Raw genomic sequence first — 20,765 nt, 5'->3', positions numbered from 1 at the left:
CCGTCTGCACCGCCAAAGGTGTGGGCATCTATGCGTGCAGCTTTTTGGGTTACATTACTCAGGTTTTAAGCGAGAATGGAACCATGGAAAAAATGAATGTTGAGTCCTTTAACCTGGACCACCGCGCTGTCGCTGCTCCCTATGTGCGCATTGCGGACCGTAAGATGCTGCCGGGCGGGGACACTCTCATTAAGTATGATGTCCGTTTCACTCAGCCAAATACTGCGCATCTTGACATGCCTGCTGTGCACTCTATTGAGCATTTGAGCGCCGAGCTGATGCGCAACCACACCGATAAGCTCATTGACTTCTCTCCCATGGGCTGCCAGACCGGCTTCTACGCTCTCACTCTAGGTATTGAGCCGCAAGAATTTATGCCCATCCTTGAAGCAACGATGCGCGATATTCTAGAGGCTACCGAAGTTCCCGCCGCAAACGAGGTGCAGTGCGGCTGGGGGGCACACCATTCTCTGGGTGCTGCTCAAGAGGCCGCCCGCGGTTTCCTAGCCGCCCGCAGCGAATGGGAGCAGGTGATGGCGTGAGCGATTCTCCTTTTGCAGCGGCGCAGATGAATCCTGACGAGGTTTACACTGCCATGCTTGCTGACCTCGAAAACCTTAACGATCTGATGCTGAACTTCTCCAACGCCGTCATTATTCAGGTGGCTATGGACGAAGAAATCGCGCCGCTTCTTAACGCCACCGCCTGGGCGCAGGAACCTATTGATGAGGGCGCGGCGGTCTTTCATCCGCGCACCCTGACCGTTAACCAGCGTGAGGTGCCTCTGCTGCTGGTGCGTTCCAAGATTGGGCTGGTGAACGCCGCATCCGCCGTGACCGAGGCATTGAGCTACGCCACCGACTGTTCTGGCGTGATAAGTGCAGGCACCGCTGGCGGGCTTGCTGCCACAACGAACGTGGGGGATGTGATAGTCGGTACAGAGTACACCTACACCGATGCTGATGCGAGCGCTTTCGGGTATGTACGTGGGCAAATCCCCGGCATGCCCGAAACCTATGGCGGCCCGGATTCCGACGTGGATGATGCGGTTGCCGCCGCCGTCGAAGCTCTTGATGCTGAGCAGGCAGAAGGCGGCTGGCAGGTGTGCCGGGGGCTGATGCTTGCCGGACATTCATTCGTGACCGCCCATAATGTCAAAGACACCCGTGAGGCGTTCCCCGCCGCGTTAAGCACCGATATGGAAACCACAGCTATCGCCCAGGTGTGCCATAACTATGAGGTGCCGTTTGTGGCGGTGCGGTGCGTCTCTGATTTGTGCGGCCCCGCCGCGGGGCAAGATTTCCACCTTGGTGTGGAGGTGGCTGCTGCCCGCTCAGCCCAATACGCCTTGCGGGTTGCCGCGCACCTGTGGTTCCTGCGCGGATACACGGATGACACCGAAGACACAGAACAGGAATCTAAGGCGTAATACGGGCTGCAGCTGCGGCTATGCCGGTGCTGCGCGGCGCTCACTTGCTCTCTGCGGACCCTGCCTAGTGGCGGTTCGCAGCGGGGTGAGGATGCATTTGTGGCGCACATGCAGTATGGTTATTAGGCAAGAGATTTTTCGGACCCCAGGAGAAACCCCATGAAGGTTTGCCCCACCCTCGCATCTGTCACCGGTCTGCTCGGTGGCTACAAGGTGGCTTCCACCACAGGTAACCGTCCCCTCGGCGGTGCTGTGCTGGGTGTGTGCGGCATTATTGCCTTTATGAACTGGAAGCGTAAGGCCGGGGCGCCCCGCGCTACCTTCCTGACCGGTCTGTACCTGGGTGCTTTCGGTGCATCTCATCCGCTCGCCAAGAAGATTGGCGCGTGGCCTTCGGTTTACACAGTGACCGGAATAACCGCTCTCGCTTCGATCCTTATTGGTCGTAAGCGTAAGAAATAAGTCTTAGAAAAGACGGCGGGTTGGCTTCGTTGCCAGCCCGCCGTTTTTGCTTGCGTCCCTCACGCACCGGGGGTTGCGGGCATCACGGTATACGGCGGGTGCGGCAGCCTCCGGCGTTGGCTTATCCCCTGCGGGGAAACGGGCCTAGCCTATCCAATCCGCTTAGCCCACCGTCCCGCCGGGCCCCGCGTAGCAGGCGCCTGGCACCCCAACCCAGTGAGGACAGTATGAAAAACACGGACTCAACGGACCGTAACCCCACACCGGTAGATACCGCTAAGGTGCAGCCGGGCACCCCGCACCTTCAGCGTGTCCTGACGCTGCGTCACATTATGTTCATTGCCCTTGGTTCGGCGATTGGTACGGGCCTTTTCTACGGTTCAGCATCTGCTATCCAGTTGGCTGGGCCTTCGGTGCTGGTCGCCTACATGGTTGGCGGCGCAGCGGTGTTCATGGTGATGCGCGCTATGGGAGAGTTAGCGCTTGCCAACCCGGTTTCGGGGGCGTTTTCGGAGTACGCTACCCGTTACTTGGGGCGCTGGGCGGGTTTTGTGACCGGCTGGAGTTACGCCCTGGAGATGGCGCTGGTCGCTATTGCGGATGTGACGGCGTTCGCCGTCTATATGCAGTTCTGGTTCCCTAATAGCCCCGCCTGGGTGTGGATTGTGTCGGTGCTTCTGATTCTGCTCGCCATTAATCTCACGAAAGTAAAAGCGTTCGGGGAGGCAGAGTTCTGGTTCACCCTAGTGAAAGTTTCGGCTATTATCGCCATGATTATTGGTGGCGTGATTCTGCTGTTTGTTGGGGTTCAGGCGCACGATTCTGTCGCACCGTCGGTTACCAACCTGTGGTCGCTGGATGGCGGTTTCATGCCGAACCAGTTCACCGGCTTCTTGGCCTGCTTTACCGTGGTGATGTTTTCTTTTGGCGGTATTGAGACTATTGGTATTGCGGCGGGTGAGACGAAAAACCCGCGTGTTTCCATCCCTAAGGCAATCCGCACCGTGCCGGCCCGCATCATGATTTTCTATGTGCTTACCCTGGGTGTGATTATGTCCCTGTACCCCTGGTATTCGGTCAGTAAAGAGAACTCGCCGTTCGTGCAGATTTTTAGTTCTTTGGGTATACCTGCGGCAGCTGGCATTTTGAATATTGTGGTGATTACCGCCGCTGTTTCGGCCATGAACGCAGATGTGTACGGTGCCGGGCGTATGCTGTACGGTTTGGCGCAGCGCGGGCTGGCCCCCGCATCGTTCCGTAGGGTGAGCCGTAACGGCGCGCCGTGGATGACCACTTTGCTCATGATCGTGGTCATGGCGGTGGGTGTGATTGTGAACGTGCTCTTTAAGGATGCTTTTGAGGTGGTTGCCTCGCTGGCCACCTTCGCCACGGTGCTGGTGTGGGTGATGATTCTGCTGGCGCACATCGCCTATAAGCGCGGCGGGTATGACACCGAGAAGCAGCCTGTGCGCCTGCCCCTGTGGGTCAGCTACCTCACGTTGGTGTTCATGGCGTTCGTGGTGGTGCTTCTGGGGCTCTTTGAGAGCACCCGTTTGGCGCTGGTGGTTGGGGGTGTCTGGTGCGTGTTCCTGCTGGGGTACTACCTCCTGGTCTTGCGGGGTAAGCAGCCCGGCGTTACCGTCAAATAGCGGGTATATTCCCCAAAAACACGGCTTGTGCAGTAGAATAGTAAGGATGCGTGTCTGCGGTCCGCGGTTGACACGCTGAGGGCTTTTGCCCAAACCCCGCGCAACAACACTATTGTGCGGGAGGTACGCGGCACTAACTCCAGGAGTTAACTTTCATGGCACTAGATCCGGCAATCAAGCAGGAAATCATCAAGGAATACGCAACCCACGAGGGCGACACTGGTTCGCCTGAGGTGCAGATTGCTGTTCTGTCTCGTCGTATCTCCGACCTGACCGAGCACCTGAAATTCCACAAGCATGACCACCACTCACGTCGTGGTCTGATGATGCTCGTTGGTCGTCGTCGCAACTTGTTGGGTTACCTCAAGAGCATCGACATCGAGCGTTACCGTTCGCTCATTGAGCGTCTGGGCCTGCGTCGATAAAGGGCTTATAGTGCGGGCGTGTCAGTCTCTCCACAGAGGCGGGCACGCCCGTAACTGCAACCTGGGGAGGGGCATGGGGTGGCAAGCAGCAACACTTGGCCGACCCCGGTTGTCTCATGATGCAATGAGCCGCAGGGGAGTGCCCCGCAAATGTGCCACGCATCGAACACAGTGAAATATTAACCTGAGGGAGCGCCCCGCGCGTTTAGGTGCGGTCCTCGGTAGCGAATTACGGGCCCCCGCCCGGGAGCGGGTGCGGCCGTGGTTTCCTATCGAAGGCCGATAGTTAGAACGCACGGTGTGCCGACCTCACCAACACAGAAAGAAGGAACCGTGGAAGGTCCCGAAATCCAATTTTCCGAGGTCGAAATCGACAACGGTGTGTACGGTAAACGTCATGTGCGTTTTGAAACTGGCCGCCTCGCCAAGCAGGCGGCGGGCTCCGTGCTTGTCACCATTGACGACGAAACCACCCTGCTCTCTGCAACCGCTGTGGGGAAGTCACCGCGTGAAGGCTTTGACTTCTTCCCGCTGACTGTGGATGTTGAAGAGCGCATGTATGCTGCCGGTAAGATTCCCGGCTCGTTCTTCCGCCGTGAAGGGCGCCCCGCAACTGAGGCCGTGCTCGCTGCACGTCTGATTGACCGCCCGCTGCGCCCCGCCTTTACCAAGGGTATCCGCAATGAGGTGCAGGTTGTCGTAACCGTTCTGACCGTTGAACCGGACGAAATCTACAACACCTTCGCCATTAACGCTGCTTCCGCCTCAACCTCGCTTTCGGGCGCACCGTTTACCGGGCCTATCGGCGGTGTGCGTATGGCTCTTATTGACGGGCAGTGGGTGTGCTTCCCCAAGTACTCTCAGCTGGAAAACGCCGTATTCGATATGGCTGTGGCCGGTCGCATCGTGACCAAGGCCGACGGCAGCGAAGACGTTGCGATCATGATGGTAGAGGCAGAGGCAACCGATAACTCCTGGAAGCTCATTAAGGAAGACGGCCATACTGCCCCCACCGAAGAGATCGTAGCCGAAGGTTTGGAGGCTGCGAAGCCCTTTATTGCTGCTCTGTGCAAGGCTCAGGCTGACCTTGTGGAGCGCGCCGGTAAACCCGCCCTGGAGCTTCCCTACTTCGGCGGACACGGTGAAGACGTTGATACCGCCGTGAAAGACTTCGCGGGCAAGCGCCTCGTGGAGGTTTACTCCATCGCGGGTAAGCAGGAGCGTGAAGCCGCTGCCGCGGAGCTTGAATCCGAGCTGATGGAAGCCCTCACCGGGGAAGGCAAAGAGTTTGAGGAGCGCGCTAACGAGGTTTCAGTAGCGTTTGCGGCTCTCACCAAACACACCGTGCGCCAGCGCATCCTCACCGAACAGGTGCGCATTGACGGTCGCGGGCTCACCGATATTCGCCAGCTGACCGCCGAAGTTGAGGTGCTGCCGCGCGTGCACGGTTCGGCAATTTTCGAGCGCGGCGAAACCCAGATTATGGGCGTGACCACCTTGAATATGCTCAAGCTGGAGCAGCAGCTCGATTCACTGCACCCGGTCAAGTCCAAGCGGTACATTCACCACTACAACTTCCCGCCGTACTCCACTGGTGAGACCGGCCGTGTTGGTTCGCCCAAGCGCCGCGAAATCGGCCATGGTGCGCTCGCAGAACGCGCACTGACCCCGGTGCTGCCCTCGCGTGAGGAATTCCCCTACGCGATCCGCCAGGTCTCTGAGGCCTTGGGCTCGAACGGCTCCACGTCGATGGGGTCGGTCTGCGCTTCAACCCTGTCGCTGCTCAATGCCGGTGTGCCCCTGCGCGCACCTGTTGCGGGTATCGCAATGGGCCTTGTCTCTGACGAGGTTGATGGCGAAACCCGTTACGCCGCGCTGACCGATATTCTGGGTGCTGAAGATGCCCTGGGCGATATGGACTTCAAGGTCGCCGGTACCAGCGAGTTCGTGACCGCTATTCAGCTGGACACCAAGCTTGATGGTATTCCTGCATCGGTGTTGGCAGGTGCACTGACCCAGGCACGCGAGGCTCGCCTGCATATCCTGGAGGTGCTCACCGCAGCTATTGATGCACCCGATGAGATGAGTGAGTTCGCGCCGCGCATCATTTCGGTGAAGGTTCCGGTCGCTAAGATTGGTGAGGTGATCGGCCCGAAGGGTAAGACCATTAACCAGATTCAGGAAGATACCGGTGCCGATATTTCCATTGAGGACGACGGTACTGTGTTTATTGGCGCGACCGATGGGCCCTCTGCTGAGGCTGCCCGCACGGCGATTAACGCCATCGCGAACCCGCAGGTTCCCGAGATGGGTGAGCGCTACCTGGGCACCGTGGTGAAGCTGACTGATTTTGGTGCGTTCATCTCTCTCACCCCCGGCAAGGACGGGCTGATGCACATTTCTGAGATGCGTAAGCTCAACGGCGGTAAGCGCGTGGTAGACACCGAGGATGTGCTGTCGGTGGGGCAGAAGGTGCAGGTTGAGATCACTAAGATTGACGACCGCGGCAAGCTTTCGCTCTCCCCAGTGGTTGATGACGCCCAGTAGTATGCCCGCTGCGGCACTCTAACTGGCGAGGATGCGTCTTCCGCACGGCGCCCCGGGTTCGGGGCCCGGTGGGAGGCGCATCCTTCGCGTATATTTGTGTGTGGTTCATATTGTTCGTGAGGTAAGGACTGACTTTTTCATGGCTATTAGCCTTCCTGTGGTGCCCGGTGAAATCGCTGAGGAGCTTGATTATGAGCGTGGCCGCCTGATTTTTGCTGGTGCTGATTCGAATGAGGTGCGCCGTTCCATCCTGCCCGGCGGGGTGCGTGTCATCACCGAACGTATGCCGGGCACTCGGGGCGTTTCGATCGGTTTCTGGGCGGGGGTTGGTTCTCGGGACGAGGCCCCGGGCATGTTGGGGTCTACCCATTTTTTGGAGCACCTGCTTTTTAAAGGCACGGCTTCGCGCACGGCGCTGGATATTGCACAGGCGTTTGATGAGGTGGGCGGCGAGTCAAACGCCCTCACCGCGAAGGAACACACCTGCTACTATGCGCGCGTACTTGACGACGACGTGCCAATGGCGATTGATGTGCTGGCGGATATGGTCAGTAACGCCCTGCTGGATCCTGAGCATTTGGAGCAGGAGCGCGGGGTGATTCTGGAAGAGCTGGCGATGGATCAGGACGACCCGACCGATGTTGCCTTCGAGAATTTTGTGGAACAGCTGATGGGTGATAACCCGCTGGGCCGCCCGATTGGTGGCACTCCGCAGGAGATTATGCAGGTTCCGAGGGAGGCGGTGTGGGAGCATTACAAGCAGTATTACACGCCGGATCGACTGGTTGTTTCAGCGGCTGGGTCGCTGGAGCACTCGCGTATTGTGAACCTGGTACTGGATGCGCTCACCCGCTCCGGCTGGAACCTTCGCGAGGGTGTGGCTCCGGCGCCGCGCCGTGTGCGCACCGAAAGCGGTATCGTTCCGTTCTCTGAGCTGCGTGAAGTCCAGAAGGGCTTCGAGCAGACCAATATTGTGATGGGCTGCCCGAGTATTATTGCGGGGGATGAGCGACGCTACGCGATGAGCGTGTTGTCGAGTGCTTTTGGGGCGGGTATGTCTTCACGGCTTTTCCAGGAGATCCGCGAGAAACGCGGGCTGGCGTACAGCACGTTCGCGTTCTCAGGTGCCTACTCCGATGCGGGGTATTTCGGCATGTACGCCGGGTGCCTGCCCGCTAAAACCGAGCAGGTGTGTGAGCTCTTGCAGTATGAGTTTGATAAGTTGGTGTTCGCAGGAATTACCGCAGAAGAACTCAGCAAAGTACGCGGGCAGCTGGCTGGTTCAACTGTTCTGGGCAGTGAGGACTCGGGCTCCCGCATGTCCCGTCTGGGGCACGCGGAACTGGAGTCGGGCCGGTTTACGAGCACTGATGAGTTACTTCAGAAGATCCGCGCGGTCACCCTTGAGGATGTGCACGGCCTCGCCAGGTATCTGGGGCAGCAGCAGATGATCACCACAATTGTGCGCTGACAGATTTTGCTGTTCCGGTTGGTTGAAGGACGCCTATAATTTTTTGGTAGCGAGAGTTTGGTGGGAGCAGCTGGTGTCATGATTGAGCCTCACTCCATAGAGTACAGCCCCTCAAATGAGGACGGGTTGGCGTACGTTTATTTCTCGTATGGGCAGCACGAGTACTTCACACTTGCACGTACTCCTGAGGAGGAACCCGTCATCTACTTAGAGCGTAATGACCAGTCGCTCGCTCTTGAGAGCAATAACGTGTCCTACACGCTCAGCGGCAACACGGTGGTGTTCACCATGGGGGAGGATATTCAGCAGGCGCTGCAGGTTGGGTCTGTCCTGGAGGTGCTGGTGAATCTTGACGACCGGCACCTGCCGGAATTCCGTAGGGCGCTGGCCGCTATTTTCCCGGTGGCGCGCTCGTCGCAGGGCGCCGAGCATCCCGACCGATAGCCGATAGCGGGTCAGCCTCACCTGCTGGAAAGACCGGATGTCAGCAGGCTATGGTGTGGCTAAGAAATCCAAAAGCTGCCGGTGCAGTGTCTCGGCGGGGTACTCGTCCGAGATGAGGCGCCGTAAGGCGGCAAGGATGCGTTCCTGCGGCTTTCGACTAAAGAACAGCTCGTACTGTGCGCGGGCAATGCGGGCAGCAAGATCAACTTGAGAGTATGCGGGACTGCTTAATTCACCAAGCGTGTCTGCGAGAATGCTGTACTTCTGCAGGAGCTGCTCGCTGTCGCTGAACACATCATTCTCGTGGGTACGGTACACCTGGTGCCACCCCAGCCGGGGGAGAGCAACCGGCTCCACTACGGTCTCTGAGCCTATTTCCTGAAGGAAAGAACGCAGATCATCCACGGGCCAGGTGACGTGTTCAAGAAGACGTACACCAAGGTCTGTGAAGAACGCCAGATCTTTACCCCGATCCGCCAGCTCGCGGCAGAGGTCCCGTAGTTTAAGCAGACACGCATGCCGATCAAGGTAATCTTGAAGATCACCTGTGAGGTCTTCAACCGAATAATCTTTTCCCACAAGCCCCTCAACCGCACAGGTAACACGCCTGCGCGGGTCTGGCTCAAAATACGAGCTGTAGTGGGCATTGACGATTTTCCACAGGATGCGAAGATCATATCCTGTCAGGGTCGTATCTTTTGGAGCGGCAGTAGATATGTGGCGGGAAGTTACCGCCTCATCGAAAGCTTCCAGAAGTATGGAATATTTGCCCATGAGCCATTCGCTTTCCAGAAACTTTGGGTTTGTGCGGAGCTTGGCAGGATCGCGTGGGGCTGCCATATCTTCGGGCTCTAGACCCCGCATAAAAGCCTTAACATCCCAACCGTGCTGTGGAGACCGCGCAAGCAGACGAAGACAGAGACTTATGTAGAAACTAAAGTCTTCTTCATGCTCTACAAGTTCTTGAAGGAGAGACTCCAATATATCGTGTGATGTTTCCTGCTGTGGCTCCATAGAATCCTTCTGATATTGGGTGTAGGGGTGGTGCTTTGCAGAGAGTATCGTGTGCAGTTTTCACGAGTTTCTCATGCGAAGATTCCTCCCTGCTTCACTTTACCCTTGTGCTAAAGTTGAGGGAATTCGCGAAAGGAACCCCCGCTATGTTCACTATCGTTGTCCCTCCCGACTACGCCGAAGAACTACAGCAAATCTGCACTCTAGATGCATCACAACGTGAGAAACTCATCAGCCTTTTAGCATTGGCGTGGCTTGACTGGAAACGGCAGCACCTTTCAGCGCTTGAGGTGGCTGAGGATATTGTGCGTATAGTGCGTGAGCAAGAAATCTTCTCCCACCCCGAACGTCTCCAGCAGTGGGCAGAGCACATGGACGAGATGTACCTTGAGGAGCTCGACGCCGATAAACCGTACGATATTGTACAACCGCTTTTCTACCGTGCCCGGTTTGCCGCCTCTTTATCGTATGCTCAAGACGCTCTTACGGAGGATAAAAGCCTGGATTATCTGCTCTACGAATACTCCTTCTCACAGGAGACCGGCACCGATCACCTGATGCTTCATGCACTTCACACCGTGCGCGGCTAGGCACCCTATTTTCACCGCCCCACACTACACACAACACCCACCGCGTATACTGGGGCCTCATGAACCTGTTGCCAGAAGCTAACCTGCTGTACCAGGAAATCAACGACGCCACAACGAACGCTGAGATGCGCGCCAAAGGGTACACGCCGGTGTACACCGCTACCGCAGCAGCACGCATTATGCTGGTGGGGCAAGCACCCGGCAGGATTGCGCAACAAACCCACAAACCCTGGAATGACGCCAGCGGGCGGCTGCTGAGGCAATGGCTGGGTGTTACTGATAACGAGTTCTACAACCCGGACCTTTTCGCGCTTACCCCCATGGACTTCTACTATCCGGGTAAAGGCAAACATGGGGACAAACCGCCGCGCAAAGAATTTGCCCCCACCTGGCACCCGCGGCTGCGTGAGCTCATGCCGCAGGTGCGGCTCACCATTCTCGTCGGCTCGTACGCGCAGCGCTACTACCTTGGTACCGGCGCTAAGAAAAACCTGGCCGAAACCGTCGCCGACTATGAACAGTACCTCCCCGCCCAGCTGCCGCTGGTGCACCCCTCGCCACTGACCATTGGCTGGCGCAAACGCAACCTGTGGTTCGAAGACGAAGTGATTCCCGCCGCGAAAGAGCTGGTGCGCAGCATCATTGACCAGTAGCGGCGGCGTTGCCTGCCATCACCTGCCGGTGAAGCCCCATACTACGGTGGGCGGTGCGGCCCCTGATACATCCGATCAGTAAAGCCGAACCGCCCACACCTTTAAGCTTGTCCTTTAAGACTGTGCTTTTGCTACCGCCTCAGTTATCACGCGCGCATAGATAACCTGCCCCGACAAATCCGGATGCACCCCGTCGGAGGTCATGAGCGTCGGATTTTTCTGCAGCTCCTCACGGATTGTGCTGTTCCAGTCGGCCAGCACCACACGCGAAGAGTTCTTCTGGGCAAACTCGCGAATGATACTGTTCGAGTTTTCAATCCACGTCAGATTACTAGGGCCGAACCCTGTCACCACCACCAGTTTGCTGTCCTGCGGCAGGGTCTCAAGAATCTGCTCCAGCTGCCCCGGGGCGAACGTTGAGTTAGCGGCCACAGAAATTACCACGGTCTTGCGCAGCTGACCGTTGGAGGCCATTGACTTCACTATCGGGATCACTTTATCAATGGTGCGGCCTTCTTCAGCGTCCACCTGAGCATCGGGCATCGTATCGTATAGGTCGGGTTGGGTTGCCACCACAATCGAATCACCAATAATGGTGACCTGTGAAGAATCAACCTTCGGCTGCGAATCCCCGGAAGGTCCGGGGGAGGGCGCCGCGGAAGGATCCTGCGACTGCTGCGGGTCGGCCGCGGCGCTGGCGGAGGCAGACGCACGGGCCTCCTTCTTCGCCTGCAGCCGCTCCTGGGCGGCCTTCTTACCGTTCTCCACAGCGGTTTGTGCACTGGTCATCTGCGGTGCACTGTGCACCGCCATTGCGGTGCTGGCAAAGCACGCTCCGATCACGGCCACAGTAATAGAGAGCGGTACAAGTTTCATCCGGTCGGTGCGTAGCCACTGCCACACCATGCGTGCACACCCGCGGAACCCATAGCGGCGTACCGGTGTCTCAACAAAACGGTACGACAGCTCTGCCACCGCTAACGTCAACGCCAGCACCAGCAGATTAATCAGGGGAGAACGATCGGGCCCATACAAGTAATGAGCAATGACCGCCAGCGGCCAATGCCACAGGTACAGCCCGTACGAACGCTGGCCAATCCACAGAAGCGGCGGGAAAGACAGCACCTTACGCAGCAGCTCAGAGGCGCCCGCCACCATATCGGGCAGCATCCCCTGAATCACACCGATCGTCAGCAAAGAAGCGCCAAACAGCCCCCAAGGGATGAAGAACTTCGCCGACTCGTGAGCGAGCACAGCATAGGGGATGAGCGCAAATAGGCACACCCAGCTGATGAGCACCCGCGCAAACGTGACCATGCCGTAAGGGCGGGACACCGTGTAGAGCACGTGCTTATCCGTGGGCGGGTACAGCGACCAGGGCACCGCAAACGCCAGCAGAACGCCGCTGAGCAGACCGTACATGTGGGTGTCAGTGCCGTAGTACACGCGACTCAATGGCGCTTCGCCAGCAGCCAGCACCGTGCTGATTGTCAGCGAAAAAACCACTAGGACCCCCACAGCAATGGCGAATAAGCGCCACCTGCGCTGAAGGATAAGGGCCATAGCCACCAGTAATAGCGGCCAGATTACATAGAATTGTTCTTCAACCGCCAGCGACCAGAAGTTTGTGAACAGCTGCGGGGAAGTCTGCGTAAAGTAGTCGTTGCCTGAAAGGATAGAGAGCCAATTAGAGGAGAATGTGGCCGCGCCCAGCACCTGACGGTCAAGGGCCACCCGAATATCGCCCTGCATAATCTGGGTAATGGGGCCCATGAGAAGAATTACTAGTGCAATAGCCGGGAGCAGACGTCTGGCACGGCGTTTCCAGAACTCCAGCAGGTTAATACGCCCGGTGGTGGCTCCCTCACGCAGCAGCAGGGCCGTGATCAAATACCCGGAGATGACGAAAAAAATGTCTACACCAATCATGCCCCCGGGGACTACCGTGGGCCATAGGTGATACACGATTACCAGAGACACTGCGATGGCGCGTAAACCATCTAGCCCAGGTAGTATGAACTTTTGATTCCCCTCTTCGGGGGCAATAGCGGAGGCGAAAAGCTGCTTCATTGACGGTGACTACTCCGGGTCAGGTGATGGCGCAATAAATTACTGCTTAATTATAGGGTCGGTTCGTGCGGTTCTTTGCGCTTCCCCCAAGTTTAGGCCAGCTTTAACGGCTAATATTAAAAATATTAAGGGTACGGGTGCAGTATTTCCTGGGTAACGCCCATAAATACTGTGAGAGAAGGAACAAGGCAGGTAGACAGTGGTACAACATACCGGTGAGATGACGACTAATAAAATATGGCGCGTGGCGGTGCTCGGTGCGAAAGGACGCATGGGCTCTGAGGCCGTGCGGGCGGTTAATACTGCCGCCGATATGGACCTTGTGGCAGCGCTGGGCAGCGCAGACCCGCTCACGAAACTACTTGATGTTAAAGCCGACGTCATCATCGACCTCACCGTGCCCACCGCAACTGAAGCAAATGTGCGTTTCGCTGTGGAACACGGAATACACGCAGTGGTGGGAACCACCGGGTGGGATGAAGAACGGCTCAGCTCACTGAAGCAGCTTCTGGGCGAGCACCCCGGTGTGGGCGTGCTCATCGCCCCTAACTTCGCTATCGGCTCGATTCTCGCCACCGAATTTGCGGCCAAAGCCGCCCGGTATTTTGAATCGGCTGAAATCATTGAAATCCACCACCCAAATAAAGTGGATGCGCCCTCCGGCACCGCCGCACACACCGCCCGGAAAGTGGCTGCCGCTCGAGAAGCAGCCGGGGTAGGGGCGTCCCCCGACGCGACTGAAACTGACCCGCTAGGATCACGCGGGGCAAAAATTGATGGTATTAGTGTGCACGCGGTGCGGCTGCGGGGCATGGTCGCTCACCAGGAAATCCTGTTGGGAGACACCGGGCAGCTTTTGACGATCCGGCATGACTCGTTTGACCGTGCCTCCTTCATGCCCGGGGTGCTGCTGGGTGTGCGAGAGGTTGCCTCCCACCCGGGGCTGAGCGTGGGCCTGGATAACTACCTGGAGCTTTCATGAGCACCCCTGTGCCCTCTTCCGGCACGGATTCCTCTCGCCGCTCACTTTTTTTATCGTTGCGGCTCTGGAGTGCGCTCGCCTGCATCCTCTTAGCGGCTACAGTGCTGTTGCTGCCCGTGCCGTTTGGTGCCCGCGCTTTCATACTGGGAGTGTTGCTCTTTAGCGGTGTATTCTTGGTTGTCGATGCTGGCGGTAAAGGGAAAACCTTCGCGGCTCTCACCGTAGCGCTACTGGGGTTGTATCTGCTCTTTACCGCACAGCGTGGGGTGATGCTGATCGTCTCAGGCAATATTGCGGGAACTGTTCTGGGGGTTGGGCTGCTGCTGTTGCCAGCGGTGGGGGCGTGGGCGTTGGTGCGTGAAATTATTTTTGGTGCACGCATCCAGAAGCTCGCCGATGAGCTGGCTGCTGCCGGTAAACTCCCTGAAGACACCCTGCCGCGCAGCCCCTCGGGGCGGGTGGACAAGTCCGCTGCCGCACAGGAGTTCGAGAAATTTGCGCTTGCCGTTGAAGACGCCCCTGACGACTGTGTCAGCTGGTTTAATCTCTCCTGCATGTACGATGCGTGCGGCGAGCGCAAACGCGCCCGGGCCGCCATGCGTAACGCGGTGAGTCTGCACCGGGGGCGGCCCGCCAAGCCTATGGTTTAGCCCGCCTGCCGTAACGGATAAGAAAAGTGGGCGTGACGCGCGACAAATAAAGCTGGGAGTAGTAGGGTAGTTAGTATGTCTGATAGCGCAGTGAACACCGAAACCTCCAACCGTCCCGTGAACAGTGCTGGCGGGCTGAAAACCCCGCATAACCAGGGTACGTTCGCCACACCGATTTTTGGCCGTCTGCTGACCGCCATGGTTACCCCATTTGCCGCCGACGGCTCCGTGGACGAGGCGCAGACCGTGAAGTTAGCCGAGTACCTTGTCGACAATGGGCATGACGGGCTAGTGGTGTGCGGCACCACCGGCGAGTACTCGACCATGACTGATGATGAAAATGAACGCGTGTTCCAGATCGTCAAAGATGCCGTGGGGCACCGGGCTAAGATCGTCGCGGGTGTTGGCTCGAATGACACTGCGCACACCATTGAGCTGGCTCGCCGTGCCGATAAGGTGGGCGTGGACGGGCTGCTGGTAGTTACCCCCTACTACAATAAGCCCACCCAGGCGGGCGTGTTTGCGCACTATCAGGCGGTGGCGAAAACCTCTGACACGCCTATTATGGTGTACGATATTCCCGGGCGCTCCGCCATTCCGATTGAGCCGGATACCTACCGCCGCATGGCAGAAATTGATAGTATTGTAGCGGTCAAAGACGCGAAAGCTGACTTTGGCGCCGCGTCCGAGGTTATGGCAACTACAGACTTGCAGTACTACAGCGGTGATGATGGTTTAACTCTGCCCTGGATGTCGGTGGGGGCCGTCGGGCTGGTATCTGTTACAGCGCACGTTGCCCCGCAGCTATTCCGTGAACTTATTGATGCGGTCGTAGCCCAGGATCTGGTGACTGCCCAGCGTGTTCACCTCCTGCTGACCCCGATCGTGCGTGCGACAATGAGCCGTGCCCCCGGGTGCGTCTCCGCTAAGCAGATTTTGTCGTGGCAGGGTGTTCTTGGCACCCCTGTGGTGCGCCTGCCGCATGTGCTTTCTGAACCTGCCGTGGTGGAAGCGATGCGTTCGGATTTGCGTGACTCGGTCATTGCGCACAGCATTCAGAATTCTTAGCTGATTCTGTCTCCTTCACGGGCCCGCGTGAGTACCCTGCACTATTGGGGTGCGAACGCCGGGTCCGTTTCGATGCATTCAGGTGTGTCCAAGATAGCGGGCCGCCAGCACAGGTTAGAGAGGCAGCAAAGCAACTATGAGTACAGACAATAGAAAACAGTAAAAACCTATAAAGGAGAATAGATTGAGCGTATTCGAGGCGGATCTGCCCGCCCCTCCGCCGTTGCAGAAAGACACCCTGCGAGTGGTGCCGCTTGGCGGTCTGGGCGAGGTCGGCCGCAATATGACCGTGTACGAAATTAACGGCAAACTGCTGATTGTGGACTGCGGTGTGCTTTTCCCCGAAGAGTCACAGCCCGGTGTTGATCTGATCCTGCCCGATTTGAGTTACGTGGTGGGGCGCATTGACGACGTGGTGGCCATGGTGCTCACTCACGGGCATGAAGACCATATCGGTGCAGTACCTTACCTGCTGAAAAAACGCCCGGATATTCCCCTCATCGGCTCGGAGCTGACCCTGGCCCTTGTGGAGGCGAAACTTGCCGAGCACCGCATTAAGCCGTACACGCTGGCGGTGAAAGAACACCAGGTGGAGCGTTTCGGCCCGTATGAGTGCGAATTTATTGCGGTGAATCACTCTATCCCGGATGCCCTTGCGGTCTTTATTCGCACCGGTGCTGGCACCGTGCTGCACACCGGCGACTTTAAGATGGATCAGTTGCCGCTGGATGGGCGTATCACCGATCTGCGCCACTTCGCTAAGTTGGGTGAAGAAGGCATTGACCTGTTCCTGCCTGATTCCACCAATGCCGAGGTGCCCGGGTTCACCCCGACCGAGAAGAATATTGGCCCCGTTATTTCCAACGTGTTCCGGGACGCAACCGGGCGTATTATTGTGGCATCGTTCTCGTCTCATGTGCACCGTGTGCAGCAGGTTCTGGATGCTGCTGCCGAGCGCGGCCGCAAGGTGGTGCTGGTGGGCCGCTCGATGGTTCGTAATATGACGATCGCCGAGAAGCTTGGTTATTTGAAGGTTCCCGAGGGTATCCTGGTGGACCTGAAAAAGGTAGACGAGTACCGTCCCGACGAGATTGTGATGATGTGTACCGGCTCGCAGGGTGAGCCTATGGCTGCCCTGTCCCGTATGGCAAATGGTGACCATAAGGTGCAGGTTGAGCCAGGGGATACGATTGTGCTCGCTTCCTCCCTCATCCCGGGGAACGAGACCAGTGTGTACCGTATTATTAACGCCTTGCTGAAGCTGGGGGCGAACGTGGTGCATAAGGGTAACGCGAAGGTGCACGTTTCGGGGCATGCTGCCGCGGGGGAGCTGCTGTACTGCTACAACATCCTCAAACCCAAGAATGTGATGCCGGTACACGGGGAGGTACGCCACCTGATCGCTAACGGCGAGCTGGCGCAGGAGACCGGCGTTCCTGCGGAGAACGTGCTGCTGTGCGAATCCGGCACTGTGGTCGATATGAAGGATGGGGTGGCCCGCATTGTGGGCGAGGTGCCCTGCGAGTACCTGTACGTGGATGGCCGTTCCGTGGGCGCAGTCACCGAGGACGATCTGAAAGACCGCCGTGTGCTTGGTGAGGAAGGTTTTGTTTCGGTGGTGAGCGTTATTGACCGTGCCGCGAAGCGTGTGGTGACTGGCCCGGATGTTCACGCGCGCGGTATTGCTGAGGACGACTCGGTGTTTGACGAAATTACCCCGAAGATCACCGCCGCCCTTGAGGATGCGCTTCACCGCGCACCGCAGAAGGTTCACACCACCCAGCAGCTGCAGCAGATTGTGCGCCGTACCTTGGGCGCCTGGGTTTCGCGCCGGTTGCGCCGCAAGCCAATGATTGTGCCCGTTGTGGTGGAGCACAAGAGCGGCCCGGAAGCCGCTAAGTAGCCGGTGTATGCGCCGTGATGGGGGTCAACCGCTGTGTTCGGTTGGCCCCGTTACGCTTTCAAGGTTCTTTATGCGGTTGTTCCGCATGGTACAGCGGTTTTTCGGCCGGTTAATCTATGAATGAGAGAGAAGGTTGTTACTCTAGTAAGTATGGCTTCACGGACTTCTAAAGGTCGCTCGACCTCAGCCAAAAAGAAAACTTCGGGTTCTTCACGTTCCCGGAGCTCATCGGCGCGCCAGAATCAGGTTCCCGCCAATGCTTTCACCCGTTTCGTCTCTACGGTGTGGTTGAGTATTGCGCACGCCCTTGGCGGTATTGTGCGTTCTATCGGAACCGCACGTACCGATTCTGACCCGCAGCTGCGGCGTGATGGCGGCGCTCTTTTTATCGCCCTTTTTGGCCTGATAACTGCTGGGGTGGAGTGGTACAGCTGGAGGGTCATGACCGGTCCGGCTATTATTCACTGGCCGCTATCGGCCTGGCACGTGATGCTGGGCGGTATTTTTGGGCAGGGGGCGCTGCTGGTTCCAGTGCTGTGTTTTGTGCTGGCGTGGTGCGTGTTCCGTGACCCTGAGCGGGTTCAGCGCAATAACCGGGTTACTTTCGGGCTGTTTGTTCTCTTGGTGACAGCCTCACTTTTCTTCGCCCATATTGCCGGGTACCCCAGTTTCGCTGACGGCTTCGAGAAAGTCTGGTCAGGCGGTGGGGTGATTGGCGCAACCGTGGGGGTTTTGCTCTCGCGCGTGGTGGGCCAGGTGCCGTTCCTTGAGTGGCTGCTGCTGTTTGTGCTGTTTGTGGTGGGGCTGATGGTACTGACCGGTACGACGGTGCGTCAGCTGATACCGCGTATCGTGTACCTGGTGCGGTTGGTGCTGGGGGAGAAATCTCCCGGGCCTGCGTGGGAATCTGCCCGCGCTGAGGGCTCTGGAACCGCCGAGACCCGTACTGTTGATTTGGGGGCTGCGGAGCATGACCGCAGTTACCTGTATGGGGATGAGCCTACCGCACCCCAGAAGAAGCAGGGTTTCTTGACCCGGATGCTGGGCGCATTAGGGGTTATTCGCAACGAGAATGATACGGATGCTTCGCTTGACGAGTATGCGGGCGATGAGGCGTTTGTGAGCCCCGTTGTTTCGTCCGACCGTGCTGGTGAGGCGCACGATTCGGATGCTACTGCCGTGCACCCGGTGCAGCAGACCACGAAAAAACAGCGCGGTAACGGTAATGGTCGGCTTAGCCGCCTGCCCGGTTACCCGCATGGGGGTGAGCAGCCCTCAGCAGACCCGTTCGATGTGGAGGCCTCAAACGCCCCCGCCACGCGCCTGAACCAGGTGCAGCAGGCGGCCGTGGAGCATGGGCGAGTGAACCCGAATGAGGCCACCCTCTTTGATGTGGAGGCGTACGAGCAGCCGCAGAAGCCAGCGGCCCAGACGAAGCCCCAACCTTCCGTGCAGGAGCGGCCTAGTCAGGGGCGTGCACCTGAAGGCGCGGTCCCTGCCGCCGCAGCGAGCGCACCCGTGAAGCCTGCATCCGGCGGGACAGGCGTATCCCGCCCGCTGCAGAATAACACTCGTGTGGCGCAGACTGAGCAGGCCCGCCCGGCGCAGACTGTGGAATCTTCGCGAGGTAACTACACCTTGCCGTCTGAGCAGATGCTGATCGCAGGCCCGCCCGCGAAGGAATCCTCCGAAGTGAACGAGCAGGTGGTTCAGGCGCTCACGAGCGTGTTGGAGCAGTTCAAGGTGGATGCGCAGGTTACTGGGTTCTCGCGCGGGCCGACCGTGACCCGTTATGAGATTGAGCTGAGCCCCGGCACGAAAGTTGAGCGTGTGACGGCGTTGAGCAAGAACATCGCCTATGCGGTGGCGTCTGAAGAGGTGCGTATCCTCTCACCCATCCCCGGTAAATCGGCGATCGGTATTGAGATTCCCAATACCGACCGTGAGACGGTTGCGTTAGGTGATGTGCTCCGCTGCCCGCAGGCGCATTCGAACCCGCATCCGATGGTGATGGGCGTGGGTAAGGACGTTGAGGGCGGTTTCGTGCTGGCGAATTTGGCGAAGATGCCGCATATGCTGGTGGCGGGTGCAACCGGTGCCGGTAAGTCTTCGTTTGTGAACTCAATGATCACCTCTATTTTGATGCGTTCCACCCCGGACCAGGTGCGCCTGGTGATGGTGGACCCTAAACGTGTGGAGCTGACCGCCTATGAGGGTATCCCGCACCTGATTACCCCCATTATTACGAACCCAAAGAAGGCTGCTGAGGCCCTGCAGTGGGTGGTTCGTGAGATGGACGCCCGCTACGATGACCTGGCGCATTACGGGTTTAAACATGTGGATGATTTCAATAAGGCGGTGCGTGAGGGCAAGGTTCAGCCTGAGCCCGGCAGTAAACGTACCATCCACGAGTACCCGTACCTGCTGGTGATTGTGGACGAGCTCGCCGATTTGATGATGGTCGCCCCGCGCGATGTTGAAGAGGCAATCGTGCGTATTACCCAGCTGGCTCGCGCCGCCGGTATTCACCTGGTGCTGGCCACCCAGCGGCCTTCAGTGGATGTGGTGACGGGCCTAATTAAGGCGAACGTCCCTTCACGTATGGCGTTTGCGACCTCTTCGGTGACGGATTCGCGTGTGGTGCTGGATCAGCCCGGTGCGGAGAAGCTGATCGGCCAGGGCGACGCCCTGTTCTTGCCGATGGGTGCCTCAAAGCCGCTGCGTGTGCAGGGTGCTTGGGTGTCTGAGTCAGAGATTCACGAGGTGGTTGAGCACGTGAAGCAGCAGGCCCCGACCGTGTACCGTGAGGACGTGGTCTCTGCCGCATCGAAACGTCAGATTGATGAGGAGATCGGTGACGACCTGGACGATCTGCTGCGCGCAGCGGAGCTGGTGATTAGCACCCAGTTCGGTTCTACCTCTATGCTGCAGCGTAAACTGCGGATGGGATTTGCGAAGGCGGGGCGCATTATGGACCTGCTGGAATCCCAGGGCGTGGTGGGTCCCTCAGAGGGTTCGAAGGCGCGTGACGTACTGGTGCGTCCGGACGACCTGCAGCTGACGTTGGCGCGTATCCGTGGCGAGGATGTTCCAGAACCGGCCGCCGAGCCGGAGGCCAGCCCCGACCCGTACGCCAATGCGGTGGATGCCGGTGAGCCGGCTGCTGACTATTTCGACGGTGAGGATGAACAATCTGAGGACGCCTGGCAGCTGACCGGGCGGTAGGGGTCCGGCGGGCGTTGAGCCGTTGTCTTGCTGTAAAAACTATAGAGTATGCGCCGTGCGCACCGTAACCAGCAGGTTTACGGTGCGCACGGTTTCTTGTGTGCGGTTTTTCGCGCAGTTCCTGTGGGGCGGGTGCATTCTATAATGGAGGGACTTGCCCGGTATGGGGCCGGGAACACGACG

At 58.3% G+C, this 20,765-nt stretch carries 17 protein-coding genes; 15 read left to right on the top strand and 2 right to left on the bottom strand.

Translation table 11 applies throughout. The features are described from left to right. Window positions 1–83 precede the first annotated feature (83 nt). The 8 genes from I6I94_RS03100 to I6I94_RS03065 all read left to right on the top strand — a co-directional run bounded on the left by I6I94_RS03100 (window position 84) and on the right by I6I94_RS03065 (window position 8,427). Complete coding sequence (locus I6I94_RS03100; RefSeq protein ID WP_128087589.1) at window positions 84–542, top strand: S-ribosylhomocysteine lyase; 459 nt, start codon at window positions 84–86, stop codon at window positions 540–542. Beyond that, a complete protein-coding gene (gene mtnN / locus I6I94_RS03095; protein WP_128087590.1) occupies window positions 539–1,429 on the top strand; it encodes a 5'-methylthioadenosine/S-adenosylhomocysteine nucleosidase in 891 nt (296 codons plus the stop codon). Before I6I94_RS03100 ends, mtnN begins: the two co-directional genes overlap by 4 nt. Window positions 1,430–1,588: 159 nt before the next feature. Then, window positions 1,589–1,891, top strand: coding sequence for a hypothetical protein (locus I6I94_RS03090; protein ID WP_006888979.1), 303 nt, complete (start codon window positions 1,589–1,591; stop codon window positions 1,889–1,891). Between the two features lie 227 nt (window positions 1,892–2,118). Further along, window positions 2,119–3,540, top strand: a complete 1,422-nt coding sequence (locus tag I6I94_RS03085) for an amino acid permease (RefSeq protein ID WP_126499757.1) — start codon at window positions 2,119–2,121, stop codon at window positions 3,538–3,540. A gap of 155 nt (window positions 3,541–3,695) precedes the next feature. Further along, the gene (gene rpsO, locus I6I94_RS03080; protein WP_006888961.1) at window positions 3,696–3,965 is read left to right on the top strand and encodes a 30S ribosomal protein S15; all 270 of its coding nucleotides are present in this window, start codon (window positions 3,696–3,698) and stop codon (window positions 3,963–3,965) included. Window positions 3,966–4,298: 333 nt separating this feature from the next. Then, window positions 4,299–6,512, top strand: a complete 2,214-nt coding sequence (locus tag I6I94_RS03075) for a polyribonucleotide nucleotidyltransferase (protein ID WP_126500841.1) — start codon at window positions 4,299–4,301, stop codon at window positions 6,510–6,512. A 139-nt stretch (window positions 6,513–6,651) separates the two neighbouring features. Further along, complete coding sequence (locus I6I94_RS03070; protein ID WP_128087591.1) at window positions 6,652–7,983, top strand: M16 family metallopeptidase; 1,332 nt, start codon at window positions 6,652–6,654, stop codon at window positions 7,981–7,983. 78 nt (window positions 7,984–8,061) lie between these two features. Further along, window positions 8,062–8,427, top strand: a complete 366-nt coding sequence (locus tag I6I94_RS03065) for an RNA polymerase subunit sigma (protein WP_128087592.1) — start codon at window positions 8,062–8,064, stop codon at window positions 8,425–8,427. A gap of 48 nt (window positions 8,428–8,475) precedes the next feature. Here the strand turns inward: I6I94_RS03065 and I6I94_RS03060 are convergent, their stop codons facing one another. Further along, window positions 8,476–9,441 carry a hypothetical protein gene (locus tag I6I94_RS03060; protein ID WP_128087593.1) on the bottom strand — a complete coding sequence of 322 codons (966 nt, stop codon included), beginning with the start codon at window positions 9,439–9,441 and terminating at the stop codon, window positions 8,476–8,478. Window positions 9,442–9,587: 146 nt separating this feature from the next. On the opposite strand from I6I94_RS03060, the gene I6I94_RS03055 reads away from it, so the two are divergent. Together I6I94_RS03055 and I6I94_RS03050 are read left to right on the top strand one after the other, a co-directional pair. Beyond that, window positions 9,588–10,031 carry a hypothetical protein gene (locus tag I6I94_RS03055; RefSeq protein WP_236588917.1) on the top strand — a complete coding sequence of 148 codons (444 nt, stop codon included), beginning with the start codon at window positions 9,588–9,590 and terminating at the stop codon, window positions 10,029–10,031. 59 nt (window positions 10,032–10,090) lie between these two features. After that, a complete protein-coding gene (locus I6I94_RS03050; protein WP_128087594.1) occupies window positions 10,091–10,684 on the top strand; it encodes a uracil-DNA glycosylase family protein in 594 nt (197 codons plus the stop codon). Between the two features lie 114 nt (window positions 10,685–10,798). Here the strand turns inward: I6I94_RS03050 and I6I94_RS03045 are convergent, their stop codons facing one another. Next, complete coding sequence (locus I6I94_RS03045; protein WP_201620862.1) at window positions 10,799–12,754, bottom strand: acyltransferase family protein; 1,956 nt, start codon at window positions 12,752–12,754, stop codon at window positions 10,799–10,801. 220 nt (window positions 12,755–12,974) lie between these two features. On the opposite strand from I6I94_RS03045, the gene dapB reads away from it, so the two are divergent. The 5 genes from dapB to I6I94_RS03020 all read left to right on the top strand — a co-directional run bounded on the left by dapB (window position 12,975) and on the right by I6I94_RS03020 (window position 20,582). Continuing rightward, a complete protein-coding gene (gene dapB / locus I6I94_RS03040; protein ID WP_094758334.1) occupies window positions 12,975–13,736 on the top strand; it encodes a 4-hydroxy-tetrahydrodipicolinate reductase in 762 nt (253 codons plus the stop codon). Further along, complete coding sequence (locus tag I6I94_RS03035) at window positions 13,733–14,386, top strand: hypothetical protein (protein ID WP_201620861.1); 654 nt, start codon at window positions 13,733–13,735, stop codon at window positions 14,384–14,386. Before dapB ends, I6I94_RS03035 begins: the two co-directional genes overlap by 4 nt. Window positions 14,387–14,584: 198 nt before the next feature. Continuing rightward, window positions 14,585–15,454 (top strand): 4-hydroxy-tetrahydrodipicolinate synthase, encoded by an 870-nt coding sequence (dapA, locus tag I6I94_RS03030; protein ID WP_232617575.1) that lies wholly within the window; start codon window positions 14,585–14,587, stop codon window positions 15,452–15,454. A 184-nt stretch (window positions 15,455–15,638) separates the two neighbouring features. After that, window positions 15,639–17,357: a ribonuclease J gene (locus I6I94_RS03025; protein ID WP_037233211.1), complete on the top strand. Its 1,719-nt coding sequence runs from the start codon at window positions 15,639–15,641 to the stop codon at window positions 17,355–17,357. Between the two features lie 150 nt (window positions 17,358–17,507). Continuing rightward, window positions 17,508–20,582, top strand: coding sequence for an FtsK/SpoIIIE family DNA translocase (locus tag I6I94_RS03020; RefSeq protein ID WP_128087595.1), 3,075 nt, complete (start codon window positions 17,508–17,510; stop codon window positions 20,580–20,582). The last annotated feature ends 183 nt before the right edge of the window (window positions 20,583–20,765 follow it).

Source organism: Rothia aeria, from assembly GCF_016726365.1.
GTDB classification, from domain to species: domain Bacteria; phylum Actinomycetota; class Actinomycetes; order Actinomycetales; family Micrococcaceae; genus Rothia; species Rothia aeria.
Note: the sequence above shows the minus strand (reverse complement) of the source record. Positions and strands in the feature narration are given on the sequence as shown.

Bases quoted from the DNA above. Each gene is read 5' to 3' on its own strand.
- I6I94_RS03085 (WP_126499757.1), top strand. From the start codon at position 2,119: ATGAAAAACACGGACTCAACGGACCGTAACCCCACACCGGTAGATACC.
- dapB (WP_094758334.1), top strand. From the start codon at position 12,975: ATGACGACTAATAAAATATGGCGCGTGGCGGTGCTCGGTGCGAAAGGA.
- I6I94_RS03050 (WP_128087594.1), top strand. From the start codon at position 10,091: ATGAACCTGTTGCCAGAAGCTAACCTGCTGTACCAGGAAATCAACGAC.
- I6I94_RS03055 (WP_236588917.1), top strand. From the start codon at position 9,588: ATGTTCACTATCGTTGTCCCTCCCGACTACGCCGAAGAACTACAGCAA.
- I6I94_RS03070 (WP_128087591.1), top strand. From the start codon at position 6,652: ATGGCTATTAGCCTTCCTGTGGTGCCCGGTGAAATCGCTGAGGAGCTT.
- I6I94_RS03065 (WP_128087592.1), top strand. From the start codon at position 8,062: ATGATTGAGCCTCACTCCATAGAGTACAGCCCCTCAAATGAGGACGGG.
- I6I94_RS03035 (WP_201620861.1), top strand. From the start codon at position 13,733: ATGAGCACCCCTGTGCCCTCTTCCGGCACGGATTCCTCTCGCCGCTCA.
- I6I94_RS03100 (WP_128087589.1), top strand. From the start codon at position 84: ATGGAAAAAATGAATGTTGAGTCCTTTAACCTGGACCACCGCGCTGTC.
- I6I94_RS03045 (WP_201620862.1), bottom strand. From the start codon at position 12,754: ATGAAGCAGCTTTTCGCCTCCGCTATTGCCCCCGAAGAGGGGAATCAA.
- I6I94_RS03060 (WP_128087593.1), bottom strand. From the start codon at position 9,441: ATGGAGCCACAGCAGGAAACATCACACGATATATTGGAGTCTCTCCTT.
- I6I94_RS03090 (WP_006888979.1), top strand. From the start codon at position 1,589: ATGAAGGTTTGCCCCACCCTCGCATCTGTCACCGGTCTGCTCGGTGGC.
- rpsO (WP_006888961.1), top strand. From the start codon at position 3,696: ATGGCACTAGATCCGGCAATCAAGCAGGAAATCATCAAGGAATACGCA.
- dapA (WP_232617575.1), top strand. From the start codon at position 14,585: ATGGTTACCCCATTTGCCGCCGACGGCTCCGTGGACGAGGCGCAGACC.
- I6I94_RS03020 (WP_128087595.1), top strand. From the start codon at position 17,508: ATGGCTTCACGGACTTCTAAAGGTCGCTCGACCTCAGCCAAAAAGAAA.